At 48.2% G+C, this 17,397-nt stretch carries 18 protein-coding genes; 16 read left to right on the top strand and 2 right to left on the bottom strand.

The annotated features are described in order from the left end of the window. The first annotated feature begins 12 nt into the window (after nucleotides 1-12). The 9 genes from FHS16_RS05805 (at nucleotide 13) to dnaJ (ending at nucleotide 9,641) form a co-directional block, all read left to right on the top strand. Nucleotides 13-456 (top strand): hypothetical protein, encoded by a 444-nt coding sequence (locus FHS16_RS05805; RefSeq protein WP_183559867.1) that lies wholly within the window; start codon nucleotides 13-15, stop codon nucleotides 454-456. Nucleotides 457-536: 80 nt separating this feature from the next. Continuing rightward, nucleotides 537-2,354 (top strand): translation elongation factor 4, encoded by a 1,818-nt coding sequence (gene lepA, locus FHS16_RS05800; protein ID WP_183559865.1) that lies wholly within the window; start codon nucleotides 537-539, stop codon nucleotides 2,352-2,354. Between the two features lie 143 nt (nucleotides 2,355-2,497). Next, nucleotides 2,498-3,667 carry a radical SAM family heme chaperone HemW gene (hemW, locus tag FHS16_RS05795; RefSeq protein ID WP_183559863.1) on the top strand — a complete coding sequence of 390 codons (1,170 nt, stop codon included), beginning with the start codon at nucleotides 2,498-2,500 and terminating at the stop codon, nucleotides 3,665-3,667. A gap of 82 nt (nucleotides 3,668-3,749) precedes the next feature. After that, nucleotides 3,750-4,220 carry an N-acetyltransferase gene (locus tag FHS16_RS05790; protein ID WP_183559861.1) on the top strand — a complete coding sequence of 157 codons (471 nt, stop codon included), beginning with the start codon at nucleotides 3,750-3,752 and terminating at the stop codon, nucleotides 4,218-4,220. 211 nt (nucleotides 4,221-4,431) lie between these two features. Next, nucleotides 4,432-4,707 carry a hypothetical protein gene (locus tag FHS16_RS05785; protein WP_183559859.1) on the top strand — a complete coding sequence of 92 codons (276 nt, stop codon included), beginning with the start codon at nucleotides 4,432-4,434 and terminating at the stop codon, nucleotides 4,705-4,707. Between the two features lie 150 nt (nucleotides 4,708-4,857). Then, entirely contained in the window at nucleotides 4,858-5,883 is a 1,026-nt protein-coding gene (hrcA, locus tag FHS16_RS05780) for a heat-inducible transcriptional repressor HrcA (protein WP_183559857.1), read from the top strand. A 59-nt stretch (nucleotides 5,884-5,942) separates the two neighbouring features. Then, nucleotides 5,943-6,503: a nucleotide exchange factor GrpE gene (gene grpE / locus FHS16_RS05775; RefSeq protein WP_183559855.1), complete on the top strand. Its 561-nt coding sequence runs from the start codon at nucleotides 5,943-5,945 to the stop codon at nucleotides 6,501-6,503. A 70-nt stretch (nucleotides 6,504-6,573) separates the two neighbouring features. Continuing rightward, a complete protein-coding gene (gene dnaK / locus FHS16_RS05770) occupies nucleotides 6,574-8,403 on the top strand; it encodes a molecular chaperone DnaK (RefSeq protein ID WP_183559853.1) in 1,830 nt (609 codons plus the stop codon). Nucleotides 8,404-8,507: 104 nt separating this feature from the next. Then, the gene (gene dnaJ, locus FHS16_RS05765) at nucleotides 8,508-9,641 is read left to right on the top strand and encodes a molecular chaperone DnaJ (RefSeq protein WP_183559851.1); all 1,134 of its coding nucleotides are present in this window, start codon (nucleotides 8,508-8,510) and stop codon (nucleotides 9,639-9,641) included. Nucleotides 9,642-9,681: 40 nt separating this feature from the next. Here dnaJ and FHS16_RS05760 read toward each other — a convergent pair. Beyond that, a protein-coding gene (locus tag FHS16_RS05760; protein WP_246431625.1) for an IS3 family transposase occupies nucleotides 9,682-11,012 on the bottom strand; the annotation gives its coding sequence in 2 pieces (ribosomal slippage) (nucleotides 9,682-10,640 and nucleotides 10,640-11,012; 1,332 coding nt in all). 210 nt (nucleotides 11,013-11,222) lie between these two features. Here FHS16_RS05760 and FHS16_RS05755 point away from each other — a divergent pair. The 7 genes from FHS16_RS05755 to FHS16_RS05725 all read left to right on the top strand — a co-directional run bounded on the left by FHS16_RS05755 (nucleotide 11,223) and on the right by FHS16_RS05725 (nucleotide 16,337). Further along, entirely contained in the window at nucleotides 11,223-11,378 is a 156-nt protein-coding gene (locus FHS16_RS05755) for a YfhD family protein (protein WP_183559849.1), read from the top strand. Then, the gene (locus tag FHS16_RS05750) at nucleotides 11,378-11,584 is read left to right on the top strand and encodes a hypothetical protein (RefSeq protein WP_183559847.1); all 207 of its coding nucleotides are present in this window, start codon (nucleotides 11,378-11,380) and stop codon (nucleotides 11,582-11,584) included. Before FHS16_RS05755 ends, FHS16_RS05750 begins: the two co-directional genes overlap by 1 nt. A 234-nt stretch (nucleotides 11,585-11,818) precedes the next feature. Further along, nucleotides 11,819-12,817, top strand: a complete 999-nt coding sequence (gene prmA, locus FHS16_RS05745) for a 50S ribosomal protein L11 methyltransferase (RefSeq protein ID WP_183559845.1) — start codon at nucleotides 11,819-11,821, stop codon at nucleotides 12,815-12,817. Further along, nucleotides 12,817-13,494, top strand: coding sequence for a site-2 protease family protein (locus tag FHS16_RS05740; RefSeq protein WP_183559843.1), 678 nt, complete (start codon nucleotides 12,817-12,819; stop codon nucleotides 13,492-13,494). The genes prmA and FHS16_RS05740 overlap by 1 nt, the downstream gene beginning before the upstream one ends. Nucleotides 13,495-13,616: 122 nt before the next feature. Continuing rightward, a complete protein-coding gene (locus FHS16_RS05735; protein WP_183559841.1) occupies nucleotides 13,617-14,393 on the top strand; it encodes an RsmE family RNA methyltransferase in 777 nt (258 codons plus the stop codon). A gap of 5 nt (nucleotides 14,394-14,398) precedes the next feature. Further along, nucleotides 14,399-15,790, top strand: coding sequence for a tRNA (N(6)-L-threonylcarbamoyladenosine(37)-C(2))-methylthiotransferase MtaB (gene mtaB, locus FHS16_RS05730; protein ID WP_183559839.1), 1,392 nt, complete (start codon nucleotides 14,399-14,401; stop codon nucleotides 15,788-15,790). Between the two features lie 115 nt (nucleotides 15,791-15,905). Continuing rightward, entirely contained in the window at nucleotides 15,906-16,337 is a 432-nt protein-coding gene (locus FHS16_RS05725; protein WP_183559837.1) for an NUDIX hydrolase, read from the top strand. On the opposite strand, the gene FHS16_RS05720 is transcribed toward FHS16_RS05725, so the two are convergent. Beyond that, nucleotides 16,334-17,317 (bottom strand): Na/Pi cotransporter family protein, encoded by a 984-nt coding sequence (locus FHS16_RS05720; protein WP_183559834.1) that lies wholly within the window; start codon nucleotides 17,315-17,317, stop codon nucleotides 16,334-16,336. The genes FHS16_RS05725 and FHS16_RS05720 overlap by 4 nt on opposite strands. Nucleotides 17,318-17,397 lie beyond the last annotated feature (80 nt).

Raw genomic sequence — 17,397 nt, 5'->3', positions numbered from 1 at the left:
AGAAGAACGTGCATGAGAAGAAATGGAATGAAATGGACGTTGATAGGCGGCGCCTTGGCGATTATTATTCTGTACGGGATCGACGTGTCCTCTCGCGGCATTGAACGGATATACGGACCGATTGAAGGCGGAGGGGAATACACGGAGCTGCAAGAACCTCAGCAGGCGGAGACGCCGGATGATGGTTTTGAAACGGAGCAGCAGCGGAAAATTGCCAAGCTCGAGAAGGAGCTGGAAGAGCTGAAGAAAATGGCGGAAGGCGGTAGTGCGGATGACGCTTCTGCTTATGAAGATGAAGGCATGATTGGCGTGAACGAGAGATTGCCCGGTCTGCCTGCAGAGAACGATCAGCCTGCGGTGAACCGCATCGCCGACTCGACCTCCAGTTTGCTGCAAAATATGTCAAGTGAAGGCATCCGGATGGTCGTTTCGATTTTTGACGGATTGACGAAATGATAATGAACATTGCTGGTATTCCCCTTAACTGATATAATAGGAGGAATGATTAGCATTATTGGAAATTGTGGGGGTTAGGCATGACTGACGTACGTGACCGACAAAAGAGGATCAGGAATTTTTCCATTATCGCGCATATAGACCACGGAAAATCAACGCTTGCTGACCGTATTTTAGAATTTACCGGCGCATTGACATCACGCGAGATGCAAGAGCAAGTGCTTGACCAAATGGATCTAGAGCGGGAACGCGGAATTACGATCAAGCTGCAAGCCGTGCGACTAGCCTATACGGCTGATGACGGCATCGAGTATATACTCAATTTGATAGATACGCCTGGACACGTCGATTTTACATACGAGGTTTCTCGAAGCTTAGCGGCTTGCGAAGGGGCGCTGCTCGTTGTCGATGCTGCCCAGGGTATTGAAGCCCAGACGTTAGCGAATGTTTATTTGGCGTTAGACAACAACTTGGAGATCGTTCCGGTCATCAACAAAATCGATTTGCCGAGCGCGGAGCCTGAACGGGTTAAGCAGGAAATCGAGGATGTCATCGGTCTTGATGCAAGCGATGCCGTACTTGCATCCGCGAAAGCCGGCATCGGCATTAAGGAAATTTTGGAGCAGGTGGTTTCGAAGATGCCTTCCCCGACCGGAGATCCGGATAAGCCGCTCCAAGCGCTTATTTTCGACTCCCATTATGATCCCTACAAAGGCGTTATCGTCTACGTTAGGGTAATGGATGGAAGCATCCGTGCGGGCTCAAAGATTCGTTTCATGGCAACTGGAGCTGAATTTGAGGTCATCGAAGTGGGCGCCTTCATGCCTCGCATGTCCATTGTGAAAGAGCTTGCTGTTGGCGATGTAGGGTTTGTCGTAGCAGGGATCAAGAACGTGAAGGATACGCGGGTCGGTGATACCGTCACGGAAGCGAAGCGCCCTGCGCCTGAGCGGTTGCCTGGCTATCGCCAGATCAACCCGATGGTATTCTGCGGATTGTACCCCATTGAAACGCAGGACTACAATGACTTGCGCGATGCGCTGGAGAAGCTGGAGCTTAACGACGCTTCGCTAAGGTATGAGCCGGAATCCTCGACAGCGCTTGGCTTTGGCTACCGCTGCGGATTTCTAGGGCTGCTTCACATGGAAATCATTCAAGAGCGGATTGAACGGGAGTTCAATATTCCACTTATTACGACTGCGCCAAGCGTAATCTACAAGATTACGCTGACCAATGGGGAAACGATGGAGATCGATAACCCTTCGAATTATCCGGAAGCAGGCAAGCTTGATTACGTAGAAGAGCCGTTTGTCAAAGCAGCCATTATCGTGCCTAACGATTATGTTGGAGCGATTATGGACCTTTGCCAGAACAAACGCGGTGAATTCGTGAACATGGAATATTTGGATACGAATCGCGTAACGCTTACCTACAACGTTCCATTGTCTGAAATCGTGTATGATTTCTTCGATCAGCTGAAATCAAGCACGAAAGGGTATGCTTCGTTCGACTATGAGATCAGCGGCTACCGCAGATCCAACTTGGTCAAAATGGATATCATGCTAAACAATGAACAGGTTGATGCGCTTTCGGTCATCGTTCACCGTGACCGTGCTTACCAGCGCGGGAAGGTTATTTGCGAGAAGCTGAAAGAGCTCATACCGCGCCAAATGTTCGAGGTTCCTATTCAAGCCTCTATCGGCAATAAAGTTATTTCGCGTGAAACGGTTAAAGCCATGCGCAAAAACGTTCTAGCCAAATGCTACGGCGGTGACATCAGCCGTAAGCGGAAGCTGCTTGAAAAGCAGAAGGAAGGCAAGAAGCGGATGAAACAAGTAGGCAGCGTAGAGGTACCGCAGGAAGCGTTCATGGCGGTGCTCAAAATCGGCGAGGATTAAGACGTACGAGGATGAGGGAGGGCGCAGCTCTCCCTCTTTTCTATTTCAGTTGATAGCGATAGATGATTTCAATGCGAAGCGTGGGCTGTGCCGAGTGAAAACAGATGGACGGCAGACGTTGACGCTTGAAGGAGAAAATGACGATGACAATTATGCAGGCACCGCGCGCTTTATATATACACATTCCTTTTTGTACAAATAAGTGCCATTACTGTGACTTTACATCCTATGTATTGAAGGGACAGCCAGTTGATCAGTACCTCGATGCGCTGGAAATGGAAATGGAACGTACTGTTGCGGAGTGGCCGCCTATCGAAATTGATACTGTGTTTGTTGGTGGCGGAACGCCTACCGTGCTTACACCGCCTCAAATGGAACGATTTTTGAAGTCCGTGCACAAGTATTTCCCGCTGGCACCACATGTTGAATTTACGATGGAAGCTAATCCGGGGACGACGGATATCGATAAATTGACGGCGATGAAGGAAGGGGGAGTGAACCGAATCAGCTTCGGCGTGCAATCTTTTGATAATGGCTTGCTTGAGCGTATTGGACGTATTCATAATGTGGATGATGTTTACCGCAGCATTGAGAATGCACGCAAAGTAGGCTTCAGCAACCTGTCGATTGATTTGATGTTCGGTTTGCCCGGCCAAACGGTTGAGCTGCTCAGAGACAGCGTGAACAGAGCGATGGAGCTCGGACTGCCCCATTATTCGATCTACAGTCTAAAGGTGGAAGAGAATACGCTGTTCCACAAGCTCTATGAGCGCAACGAGCTGCCTCTTCCTCCGGAAGAAGAAGAATTTAATATGTTCATCCTGCTCATGGATATGCTGAAAACGAACGGCTATGCACATTACGAGATTAGCAATTTCGCGAAGCCTGGCTACGAAAGCCGCCACAACTCAACCTATTGGCGCAATGAGCCGTATTACGGCCTGGGAGCTGGCGCGCACGGTTACGTCAACCGAATGCGTCATGTAAACCTTAAAGGCATTACGCCGTATATCGAGGCCGCAGCAGCGAAGCTGCCGCGCCTTGAGCAGTTCGAGGTGCCGGAAGCGGAAGCGATGGAGGATCTGATGATGGTTGGACTGCGTCTGCTGGAAGGCGTTCCCGCATCCCGTTTCTCGAAGCAATTCGCAGGCCATACGCTTGAAGAGAAGTTTGGTTCTGTCATTCAAAAGCTGCTGGAAGATGGTCTGCTGGAAGCGGAGAAAACGGACGATGACACCGTCTACCGTTTGACCGACAAAGGCGTACTGCTTGGCAATGAAGTTTTTGGAGCGTTTATCGGATACACCGAATAAAATAATCTTGAGATAAAATACGTTTTGTTGTATATTTATTCATATTGATTTTGAACTTGCACCGGGTGGAGGCGAAAGCACAATGCAGGCAGTACAGGTTGTATGCAGAAAAGCGACTACGGACGATATTGAAACCTTGTTTCAGCTCATTAAAGGTTATGCCGAGAAAGGCATTATGCTGCCTCGCACTCGGGAAGCGCTCGAATATATGATAGATACATTCGTTGTAGCGGAGATTGGGGAAGAAGTCGTCGGCTGCGGCTCCTTAACAAGACTAGGCAAAGATTTGGTAGAGATACGTTCGCTAGGAATGTCAGAGGGCTATAAAGGCGTAGGCATAGGCAGCAAGCTGGTTGATGCACTAATTGAGCAAGCTAGGGAACAGCATATTCCGAAAATAATGGCTTTGACATACGCTGTAGCTTTCTTTGAAAAAAATGGCTTTACGGTCGTTGAGAAGGAGATCTTCCCGGAGAAAGTATGGAAGGATTGCGTGAATTGCCCAAAACAGCTCGCTTGCGATGAGATTGCAGTACTAAAAATGCTGAACTAGAAGCGCTCAGCGCTGCAACGGTTTGCACATAAGCGTAACCATTAAGCCGTTGCTCACTGGCTAGAGCAACGGCTTAGTCGTTTTTAACGTCCTGCCAACTACATGTTCCGTGAAGTTAAAGTTGGCGGGCCTAACGAGATTAATAGTAAAATGCTGCGTTTTGGTATATAGTCTTTATAGGTGTTTATCGTAATATAGAGGAGAAATAACGATGAGTGAAAAGAAAGATCAAGTGACAACGGTGGAAGACAAGCTTCAGCACGTGACAACGGTATTGCTTAAGAAATGGGCGGGCTTCAGCGGTTTTTACGGCTTTAAGGCGATGTCGCTGGATGAGTTATTTGCGCTGCTAAACACAAACGGATGGAAAGTGATTATAGATGACACGGCTGCTCCAAATCGGACCGTAGAGCTGTATCAAGGCGAGACTCGGGTTCGGAAAGAGAAGTTTGCCGTAGACGAAGCAGGCAGAGTTCATAAAGTATAACGAAAATGGGCACACAAAAATGCCGAACCGACTTGACAATCGACAAGCTGGTTTGGTATTTTTGTAGTATTGATTAGCACTCGATTGTATTGAGTGCTAACGATGGGAAACCGTAATAACGGAATTGACATTTATACAGGGGGTATTCGAATGCTGACGGAACGACAACGGATGATTTTGCATGCGATCGTGGATGATTATATACGCTCGGCAGAACCAGTCGGCTCACGCAGTATTTCGAAGCGCGGAGACGTTGGATTCAGTCCAGCAACCATTCGCAATGAAATGGCGGATCTAGAGGAGCTGGGCTTTCTGGAGCAGCCGCACACGTCAGCCGGACGTGTCCCATCAACAAAAGGCTACCGTTATTATGTGGACCATTTAGTAAAGCTAAGCGAAGTGGATGAAAACGACATTGGTATGGTTCGTTCGTTCGTAACGGATAAAATGAACCAAATGGAACAGGTCATACAGCAAACGGCGATGATTTTGTCGAATTTAACCAATTACACATCTATTTTGCTAGGACCGGAAATGTTCAGTACGTCGCTTAAGCATTTCGGATTGATACCGCTGGATAAAACCTCGGCTGTGGCGATCATCGTGACGAATACGGGGCATGTTGAGAATCGAACGATCTCTATTCCAGAAGGCCTTAAGATGGATGATATGGAGAAGGTCGTGAACATTTTGAACACAAGGCTGGTTGGCGTTCCGCTCATCCGTCTTAGGTCGAAACTTTACACTGAAGTTGGGCAAGAGCTTGAGAGGCATGTTGAGCATTATGAGCAGCTGCTTCAGGTGCTGGACCATGCGCTCCAAAACGAAGATGAGCACCGGATCTTCCTTGGCGGGACGACGAACATGCTAACCCAGCCGGAATTCAAGGACGTAGACAAAGTAAAAACGATTTTGGATTTGCTTGATGAGACGCCAGCCATAATGAAAATGTTTACCGGCCTGCCATCAGGTATACAAGTGCGTATCGGGACAGAAAATGACCATAAGGCAATTAGCGACTGCAGTTTAATTACGGCAACCTATGCCATTGATGGTCAATCGCTGGGAACGATCGGCATTCTAGGACCCACACGAATGGAATACGGCAAAGTCATCAGTCTGCTGGATATCATTTCCAAGGATATGGCGGTGCTGCTTGGCCGTTGGTATAAATAGATTTTATGCCGAAGCTTTTGATGCCGCGTTTACTTCGTAACTTTTAAGGAGGTGATTGCATGAGTACGAAAGAGCAACATAATGAAGCGGCCGAGGCTGCGGAAGAAACCGTATCAGCTGAGCAATCGGAGCAGGTTGTCGAGGAATCAGAGGTTGAGGTTCTCGAAGCAGACTCGCGCTATGCTGAGCTAGTGAAGCAAGCGGAAGAAAATCAGCAGCGTTTCTTGCGCGCACAAGCGGACTTTGATAATTTCCGCCGCCGCACATTGAAGGAAAAAGAAGAACTCGGTCAGTATGCGTCGATGAAGCTAATCGGCCAGCTGCTTCCGGTTGTAGATAATTTTGAACGCGCGGTTGCCGCAGCTTCCGTCAATGGCGATTTTGAATCGCTTGCGAAAGGCGTGGATATGATATTCCGCCAGCTGGAGCAAACACTCGAGCAAGAAGGCCTTAAGGCGATGAACGTTGTCGGCGAGCCATTCAATCCTGATTTCCATCAAGCTATTATGCAGGTTGAATCTGATGAGCATGAGGAAGGCATCGTGGTTGAGGAAGTGCAGAAGGGCTACATTTTGAAAGACAAGGTGCTTCGTCCTGCGATGGTTAAAGTAAGCAGCTAAACAGCTATAATGATTAACAAACATAATGAGATCCACCAAAATACAATTCGATGTAGGAGGAACTATAGCTATGAGTAAAGTAATTGGTATTGACCTTGGTACAACAAACTCTTGCGTAGCAGTAATGGAAGGCGGCGAAGCCGTTGTTATTCCTAACCCGGAGGGCAACCGTACGACACCTTCCGTAGTAGGCTTCAAAAAGGATGGCGAGCGCGTTGTCGGTGAAACGGCAAAACGTCAAGCAATCACAAACCCTGACCGTACAATTAGCTCCATCAAACGCCATATCGGTACGAACCACAAAGAAAAAATCGATGATAAAGACTATACGCCGCAAGAGATTTCTGCAATTATTTTGCAAAAATTGAAAGCAGACGCGGAAGCATACTTAGGCCAAACGGTTACACAAGCGGTTATTACCGTACCAGCTTACTTCAATGACAGCCAGCGCCAAGCAACAAAAGACGCGGGTAAAATTGCTGGCCTTGAAGTATTGCGTATCGTCAATGAGCCAACGGCTGCTGCGCTTGCGTACGGCCTTGAGAAAACAGAAGACCAAACGATTCTTGTCTATGACCTTGGGGGCGGTACGTTCGACGTATCCATCCTTGAGCTGGGCGATGGATTCTTCGAAGTAAAAGCGACAAGCGGCGACAACAAACTGGGCGGCGACGATTTCGACCAAGTGATCATCGATCACCTCGTTGCTGAATTCAAGAAAGACCAAGGCATTGACCTCTCCAAAGATAAAGCGGCAGTTCAACGTCTGAAAGATGCAGCGGAAAAAGCGAAAAAAGAGCTTTCCGGTGTTCTGACTTCTGCCATTTCGCTTCCGTTTATTACAATGGTGGACGGCGTTCCTCAGCATTTGGAGCTCAGTCTTACTCGCGCGAAGTTTGAAGAGCTAGCGGCTTCCCTGGTTGAGCGTACGCTTGGACCAACTCGTCAAGCGCTTAGCGATGCTGGCATGTCTTCAAGCGACATCGACAAAGTCGTTCTTGTAGGCGGATCGACTCGTATTCCTGCTGTGCAAGAAGCGGTTAAAAAATTGATCGGCAAAGATCCACATAAAGGCGTTAACCCGGATGAGGTTGTTGCGCTTGGCGCAGCTGTTCAAGCAGGCGTTCTGACAGGCGATGTGAAGGACGTTGTTCTTCTTGACGTAACGCCATTGTCACTAGGTATTGAAACTGCTGGCGGCGTGTTCACGAAGATGATCGACCGCAACACGACGATTCCTACAAGCAAATCCCAAGTGTATTCCACTTATGCGGATAACCAGCCTGGCGTGGAAATCCACGTTCTGCAAGGCGAGCGCTCCATGGTTGCTGGCAACAAAACGCTTGGCCGATTTACACTGAACGATATTCCTCTAGCACCGCGCGGCGTGCCTCAAATCGAAGTTACCTTCGATATCGATGCCAACGGTATCGTTAACGTATCGGCGCTTGATAAAGGAACAGGCAAGAGCCAAAAAATTACGATTACTTCTTCAAGCGGCCTAAGCGAAGATGAAATCAATCAAATGATGAAAGACGCAGAGCTGAACGCGGAAGAAGACCGCAAGCGCCGTGATCTTGTAGAAGCGAAAAACAACGCTGACCAATTGATCTACTCCGTTGACAAAACGATTAAAGATCTTGGCGATAAAGTTGACGCTGGTGAAATCGACAAAGCAAACGCTGCTAAAGAAAAATTGACAGCTGCGCTTGCAACGGATGATCTAGAGCAAATCAACAAAGCGGCTGAAGAGCTTACGGAAATCGTTCAACAGCTTTCTGTTAAGCTGTATGAGCAAGCTGCGCAAGCAGGCGAAGGCGCAGAGCCTGATGCTGGTCCTTCTAAAGGTAAAGATAATGTCGTGGATGCCGATTACGAAGTGGTTGACGACAATAAATAAAGAGTAGCGAGCGAGAGGTCAAAGACAGGCGCTACCTGGCTTTGACCTCCTTTCGCGCGTTTTTGCACTAGGAATCATAGGATATATAGCGGAGGTGAGAACAGGTGGCAAGCAAGCGCGATTATTATGAAATACTCGGCCTCGGGAAAGATGCTTCGGCTGACGAAATCAAAAAGTCTTACCGTAAGCTCGCTCGGGAGTTTCATCCCGACGTAAACAAAGCGGCTGATGCGGAGACGAAGTTCAAAGAAGTGAAGGAAGCGTATGACGTCTTAAGTGACGATGGCAAACGCTCCACTTATGACCGGTTCGGCCATGTAGATCCGAACCAAGGCATGGGCGGCGGAGGCGGCGGTGATTTCGGCGGCGGCTTTGGCGATATTTTCGACATGTTTTTTGGCGGGGGAGGCGGCGGACGTCGTGATCCGAATGCACCGCAGCGCGGCAATGATCTGCAATATACAATGACGGTTGAATTCAAGGAAGCCGTGTTCGGCAAGGAAACGGAAATTACGATTCCGCGTACCGAAACCTGTGATACTTGTCACGGTGACGGCGCTAAGCCCGGCACGAAGCCTGAAACCTGTTCGGTATGTAAAGGCAGCGGTCAGCAGGAAGTTGTACAAAACACGCCGTTTGGACGCATGGTTAACCGCCGTGCATGTACGAACTGCAGCGGCACCGGCCGTGTGATTAAGGACAAATGTTCAACTTGCCACGGCGCCGGTAAAGTGAAACGCCAACGCAAAATCAATATCCGCATTCCTGCGGGCGTTGACGACGGAGCGCAAATCCGGATGACAGGCGAAGGCGAAGGAGGTTTGCGCGGCGGGCCTGCTGGGGATTTATACATTGTCATTCGCGTGAAATCGCATGAATTCTTCGAACGGGAAGGCGACGATATTTATTGCGAGGTGCCGTTGACTTTCGTTCAGGCTGCGCTCGGCGATGAGATCGAAATTCCGACTTTGACGGAGAAGGTTAAGCTCAAGGTGCCGGCTGGAACGCAAACCGGAACTTATTTCAGGCTCAAAGGCAAAGGTGTTCCGAAATTGCGCGGGTACGGCCAAGGCGATCAGCATGTAAAGGTTACAATTGTAACGCCAACAAGCTTGACTGACGATCAGAAGGATTTGCTGCGTCAATTCGGCGGTATGAGCGGCGATTCGGCAGCAACGGACCAAGAGCATCATGAATCCATATTCGATAAGATGAAAAAGGCGTTCCGGGGTGAATAACTGAACTGTAACCCCGATTGTGGACATTTAATAAAAAGTGTTACGCCGAAAGTAGATGGCTCCTGTATTCGTCAGGAGTCATCTTTTTTAACCCCCATTGATAGCGAGATGTGTTGTACTTTAGGATGTATTCGTTAACTCTTTGACGAAGCTCCTCTATGGTTTGGCAGTCTTCATAATCCATCTCATCTTTCATATGACCAAAGAATGACTCCATGGGCGCGTTGTCCCAGCAGTTTCCTTTTCGTGACATGGATTGTTTAAAACCTGCAAGTTTTACTTTCTGTTGAAATAGTGGATGAGTATAATGCATGCCTTGATCTGAATGAAAGATTGCATCCGGATGAACGTTGTAATCTAAGCTACTTAGCAGCTGCTCTAACGTCTTCTCTGCAATACTGAGTTCCAAGGATGTGGATACAACATGTGCAGGTATTTGCTTCGTCGCTCCATCCTTCACACAGGAAAGGTAAGCCCATTGGCCTTTTCCGTAACGCATATAGGTGATATCGGTTAGTAGCACTTTACCAGGTTCTCCTTGATCAAAATTACGATCTAAGTGGTTCGGGCACGTTCTATGCTCTTGTGTAGCTTTAGCCAGTTTACGATATGGATTTGCCTGTCGTACTTTGGCAACTAAGTTATATTTGCGCATAAGTCTTCGAATTTTCTTATGATTCATGACAGCATCATCTTCCCGTTCCAGATGCATTTTAATCGTGAGGGCACCCGCCTTAGCGTTAAGAGCCACGAAGTGTTCCTTAATGAGTTCGTAATCCTGCTCGTCCGCGTACTCACGTTCTTGCCTTGACGGTTCCGCCTTTACCCACCGGTAGTATCCACTTCGGCTTACCCCTGCAAGGTTGCATAAATACCCGGTTAGGCCTTTTATATTGTAATTTCTAATAGTAGCTTCGATGAGCTCAAAGGTCTCAGAAGGTGTTAGCGATCGCGCTTCACCTTCCTTTCTAGAGCTTCGAGCTTTTTTAGGAATTCGTTCTCCACTTCCAATAACTTAATCTTAGCTTCAGCACGTTTAAGCTTCTCTTCTGGGGTCAGCTCCTTAGAAGTGTGCCGGCCTGTACTAGCTCTGCCTCTGCGATCCATTAACAATCCCTCCTCTCCGTAGCTTCTATATGAGCTCCTCCAACGGTTTAGACATTTATGAGGGTTATTTGTACCGATGACAACAACGTCAAATCCAGCATCAAGGAAAATTTGCATAGGTGCGCTGCCACTCTCGTAAGATTGGACTGCGTGAAGTTTAAACTCGGGTGTATATGAAATGGATTTCTCCGATACGTGAATGACATTGGGATTAGACTCAAGTAATCTCATTTGTGATGGTGTGAAACAGCTACGTTTAGTCATGATGTTAGTATCCCTCGTTCGATTTAGTAAATTTAATTTAAACACAAAAACCCGAAAGATGGGCACTTTTTTTAAAGTGTCTATCTTTCGGGTCACAGTTCAAACCCGGTCCGCCTTTTTTTCTTTGTCGGCTTGTATAGTTCAGGGCGGACAAACATATTCTATTCGGGTAGGAGAACCATACATCTACAAGACCGGAGGGAATCAACGATGACGGAACATAACAGCTTGGAGAAAGAAAATTTCGGAAATTTGCCGGTTGGTAAAAACGAAGATGTAGAATTTTCTGAGGAGCTCGCGGACGAAGCTGATCGTAAAGCTGCCCAGCGTGCTGCTGAAGCTGACGCGCGCAATGAGCAGGCATAATGAGTGAAATTGAAATTCAAGCGACCTTCGAAGGCGAAGGACCAGCTCAAGAGGCATGGAGAAAGCTGCAGGCGCTGCGCGTAGTTGAGGTTAGCGGATTGCCTGCCAGCGGAAGGCTGACGGCAACGGTAGATGAGTCAGTCGCTGATCGAGCTCTTCACCTCATAAGTCAAATAGGCGGCAATACCCATACAAGAATGAACTAACGACAAATAGACTGCAGGCAGCCAGCCAGCCCGCAGTCTATTTGTTATTGCTGCTTGTACAACAAGATAGCTAGCTCCTTTAGTAACAATTAACACATGAAGTCGGCTGCGCCAAATTTTGTGTAAAACCACACTCTGGTGTACAATAGTTGTTAGGTTTTTATAGCGAAACGATTGTCTGGCCAATTGCGGCTGCAGGCGGCCGTTTACGATTGTTACTGGAGGATATTACATATGAAATGGCATGAAATTACAATCTCAACAACAGAAGAAGCGCAAGAGATGATATCTAACTTTTTGCATGAGCTCGGAGCTGGCGGCGTATCTATTGAAGAGTCGGGAACGCTCAGCAAGCAGCGTGATACATCGCTTGGACAATGGTACGAGCTTCCGCTTAATGATATTCCAGAAGGTCAAGCGATTATAAAGGGTTATTTTAATCAAGACACGGATATGGAAGAGCTTATCGCATCCATTCGCCCTCGGGTAGAAGAGCTTCGCGAATTCGATATCGATCCTGGTACGGTGGAATATTCTGCGCTCGTCATCGATGAAGAAGATTGGGCTACCGCATGGAAGCAATACTTCAAGCCGCTCCGTATTTCGGAGACGCTTACGATTAAGCCGACATGGGAAGTGTACGAAGCAGGCCCGAACGAGCGGATTATCGAGCTGGATCCGGGAATGGCTTTCGGTACGGGCACGCATCCGACGACGGCACTGTGCTTGCAGACGCTTGAAACGGTTATCCGCGGCGGGGAAGAAATGATCGATGTTGGAACAGGCTCAGGCATTCTTGCGATCGGAGCTTGCCGCTTAGGCGTGAAAAACGTTCTCGCGCTGGATCTTGATCCTGTTGCCGTGTCTAGCGCAACCGAGAATGTGAAGCTTAATGAGCTGTCGGAGCAAGTCGAAGTGAGATTAAGTGATCTGCTAGGCGTAATCAAAGAAGGGCAATCTGGCGAAGCTGGCGGATCTGCGCCGTTGACTACCGCTGTTAAGGTGCCCGTGGATTTGGTCGTTGCCAATATACTGGCAGAGATTATATTGCTTTTTGTAGACGACGTATATGAAGCACTTAAACCAAACGGCATTTATATCGCTTCAGGCATTTACAAGAACAAAGAGGACGATGTGGAAGAAGGCTTGATCCGTTCTGGATTTGAAATCGTCGAGAAACGCCGCGATGAAGACTGGATAGCATTCATAGCGAGAAAGCCACAGGTGACTTAATGGACTTGCAGAGCTTTTTACGGTTCCCGCTTGAAGATTTGCCATTTATCGTTTTGGCTTTAATTATTGCATTTACTGTGCATGAGTTCGCTCATGCTTATAGTGCGTATAAATTTGGCGATGATACAGCCTACAATGCCGGCCGGGTTACGCTGAATCCTCGGGTCCACTTGGATGTGCTCGGTACCTTGCTGATACTTATAGCTGGTTTTGGCTGGGCGAAGCCTGTTCCTGTCAATCCAAGCAAGTTCAGCAGTCCGCGGTTGATGAGCATTATAGTGACGGCAGTTGGTCCGCTGAGCAATCTATTGTTAGGTATTATCGGCGTATTTATTTTTGTAGGACTTGACGCAGTCGGAGTTATGGAATCAAGTTCGCCAGGGGTAAGTCTCGCCATACAACGCTTTTTCGGTTATTTTATTTCCTATAATTTTCTACTGTTTGTTTTTAATTTAATTCCACTGCCGCCGCTTGATGGGTATCGGATTATCTCGGATCTAATGCCACTCAGAATACGTTATAAAATGGATCAAAACGTTCAATGGGGAATGTTCATTTTTCTGCTCGTCGTATTTATTCCGCCGCTTAGGCGTGTAACGCTGGATCCTATTCTAAACATAGGGAACGACCTTGCTAGAAGTACCCTGCAATTAGCATTCAAATTGTTTATGAGTTAATTGTCGTCTAGCTATTCTCAGACTAACTATTGAGTGACTGGCAATGGTTTCTGATAGATTTTAAATGGGCATGCATGGTATTATGAAGGATGGAATTTGTTTAAGGTGGTTGGAAAAGGACGATGCAACGATATTTTATAGCGGCGGATCAGTTTGGCGACTCCGAAATTCGGTTGGTAGGCGAGGATGCGCATCATGCGGTTCGTGTCATGCGGTCGAAGCCTGGCGATCAGTTTATCGTTAGTGACGGACAGTCGCGCACGGCTTTAGTGGCTGTACTTGAAGCTTCTCCAATGCTTATAACGGCAGGAATTGTGGAGCTGCTGAGCGCGGATAGTGAGCCGAATTGGGCGATAACGATCGCGCAAAGCTTGCCTAAAGGCGACAAGATGGAGCTGGTCATTCAAAAAGGTACGGAGATTGGCGCTTTTGCTTTTGTTCCCTTTCAATCAGAGCGCATGATTGTACAGTATGACGCCAAGAAAGAAGCGAAGCGGATTGATCGCTGGGGCAAAATCGCAAAGGAAGCGGCTGAACAAGCTCATCGCAGTCGTATACCCGCAATTGAAGCGCTACATAGCTGGCGTGAGCTGGTCAAGTCGATAGCCGATTATGATCTGGCGTTGTTTTGCTACGAGCGAGAGGGTCATTTGGCTCATGGAAGAGGCGTACGCTCTGCCGTTAGTGAATGGCGTGCCAGCGAAGCTGCCGTACACAGTCCAAGGGTACTGCTGATTGTAGGCTCAGAAGGCGGTTTTACCGATCGTGAAGCGGCAGAGGCCGAAGCAGCAGGAGCTGTCTTAGTTGGGCTGGGCAGAAGAATACTGAGAACGGAAACAGCGGGCATCGTAGGATTAACCTGCTTATTATATGAATCAGGAGAAATGGGAGGAGCGTAACAACTATGCCAACAGTCGCATTCTATACGCTAGGCTGCAAAGTGAACTTCTATGACACAGAAGCGATCTGGCAGTTATTTAAAAACGAAGGTTACGAGCAGGTCGATTTCGAAGCGACTGCAGATGTGTATTTAATTAATACGTGTACGGTAACGAATACGGGAGACAAAAAAAGCCGTCAAATTATTAGACGGGCTGTTCGCCGCAATCCGGATGCTGTCATCGCGGTAACGGGCTGTTACGCTCAGACTTCTCCTGCGGAAATTATGGCAATCGAAGGCGTGGATCTCGTCATTGGCACGCAGGACCGCGAGAAAATCATGAGCTTCGTCGATCAAATACAAGGCGACCGCAAACCGGTGAATGCCGTACGCAACATTATGAAAACGCGTGACTTCGAAGAACTGGACGTACCGGATTTCTCGGAGCGTACTCGTGCATTCCTGAAAATCCAAGAAGGCTGCAACAATTTCTGTACGTTTTGCATCATTCCTTGGTCACGCGGACTATCCCGCAGCCGCGCGCCGCAAAGCGTGCTGGAGCAAGCGAAGCAGCTTGTGGCTTCAGGCTATAAAGAAATCGTATTAACCGGTATTCATACCGGAGGCTACGGCGATGATATGGAAAACTACAATTTGACCAGCTTGCTCTGGGATTTGGACAAGGTGGAGGGGCTGGAGCGCATTCGCATCAGCTCGATTGAAGCAAGCCAAATCGATGATGCCATGATCGACGTGCTGAATCGCTCCAGCAAAATGTGCCGCCATTTGCATATTCCACTTCAAGCAGGCGAAGACTCCGTATTGAAGCGTATGCGCCGCAAGTACACGACGGCAGAATTTGCCGCTAAGATCAAACGGCTGCATGAAGCGATGCCTGGCGTTGCAATTACAACCGATGTAATCGTTGGGTTCCCAGGCGAGACGGAAGAAATGTTCGAAGACGGCTTGCGGTTCATGGAAGAGATGAAATTTGCCGAAATGCACGTCTTTCCTTATTCGAAGCGCACGGGAACACCGGCAGCGAGAATGGATGAGCAGGTCGATGACGAAATTAAAAACGAGCGTGTGCATAAGCTGATCGATTTATCCGAAAAGATGCAGCTTGCATATGCAAATCAATACGTAGGCCAAGTGCTTGACGTCATTCCGGAGCGCGATTATAAAGGAGCACCTGGAACAGGCTTAGTTATGGGCTATACGGACAATTATATCCAAGTCGTGTTCGACGGTACGGAGCAATTGATCGGTAAGCTATGCCGTGTCAAAATTACCGAGGCTGGTGTCAATGAATGCCGCGCGAAGCTGGTTAGAGTATTGGACGATCAACCGCAAAGAGCCATCGAATCAGAGCTGCACAGCTTTGTGTTGGAGCGTCCAGAAGCGATAAGAGCATAAACGCAGCTCGAATACATGCGGGGATTCCTTTGTTCAACGATTCCTTTCGAGGAAACGATGGAGGAATCCTTTGCTGCGTATATAACTTCATTTAGGCTGCAAGGGGGATACGGAGATGAAAGAAATTTCAGCAGGCGGTGTCGTATATCGCCGCAACGAGGAAGGCAAGCTGCAAATTCAGCTCATTCAGGACCGATATGGAAAAGTTTCGCTGCCCAAAGGGAAAATGGAAGCAGGGGAAACGATAGAAGAAACCGCTTTGCGAGAAATTGTGGAAGAAACGGGCCTTGAAGGGGTGATCATCGCTCCGATTGACCAAATAAAATACCAATATGAGCATGATAAGCATGGGAAAGTGGATAAAGAGGTCCATTATTATTTGGTCGAAGCTGTGGGAGGCTCTCTGCAGGCACAGGTTGAGGAAATACGGGGTGTGGATTGGTTTGATCCGAAAGAAGCCTGGAAGCGGCAAAAGCAGTCTGGCTACGACAACAATCACCGCATCGTGGCCGGAGCTTTTCATTTGCTCGGTTTGCAAACGGATTAGGGATGCTTGGACAGCGGTTCAAGCTTCCTAAATATACCGAGATAACAAAATGGGAGTGCAATTAAGGAGCTCAAAACGTTGAAAATCGTCTGTGTGTGCGCAATCTGAGTGGCGTTGGATGAAGAAATCCACGCCGAGAAGGTTTCGAGCTCGCCAATAAATGGCATAAACAGCAATGCGCCGCCTGCATTGAGCACGACATGCGACCATGCTACGTATTGCCCCGCCTTGGTGCCGCCAACGGAAGCAAGCAAAGCCGTTGCGCAGGTTCCGATATTTGCGCCAAGCACAACTGCGATGCCCAGCTCGATTGGCATGGCGCCAAGTGTCACGAAGCCCATAATAATACCGATCACGGCTGCACTGCTATGTACCGCTGCCGTTAGAATAGCGCCAGCAGCAAGGCCCCACCAAAGGCTGTCATCCGCTTTGTCGAGAAACCATGTGAAAAAAGTGCTTTCTTGTACAGCCTGTCCAACGCCCTGCATCATTGCCATTCCGGTCAACAGCAGCGCGAAGCCGCATAGGACGACGGATGAAAAGCGGAGCGAGGTGAGCCAGCTTGCGCTGCGGATAGCGGGAAACCATTTTAATTCACCCAATATGGCAGTTGCCAGCCACATTACAATAGAGGCGATTAGCAAGGGAAGGGCGAGCTTATTTAAGTTAAGGCCGATGAGCTCGGTCGTAATGCATGTACCGATATTCGTACCGAGAATGATGCCAAGCGTACGCGGGAAGGTTAGCAGGCCAGCATTGACCATTCCGATTGCTATAACCGTTACGGCGGTGCTGCTTTGCAGGAATGCTGTCGTAACCGTACCAATTGCCAACCCGTGGATGGGTGTTGCTGTGGATCTTTCGAGTATTCGTGTCAAATATGGACCGGCCATTCTGTGAAGCGCAAGCTCCATCAGCTTCATTCCGCTCATAAATACGGAGAATCCTAGCAGCATGGGAATAAGAATTGTCTGAACCATTAGTGAGCTCCTTCAAGTTGATTTCGTATTAGAACCGTAAGTATACATATGCTGCAATAAAGACAAGCATGACAAGCAAG

This window comes from Paenibacillus endophyticus (genome assembly GCF_014192395.1).
In the GTDB taxonomy this organism is placed as follows: Bacteria; Bacillota; Bacilli; order Paenibacillales; family Paenibacillaceae; genus Pristimantibacillus; species Pristimantibacillus endophyticus.
This window is presented reverse-complemented; position numbering and strand designations above follow the sequence as displayed.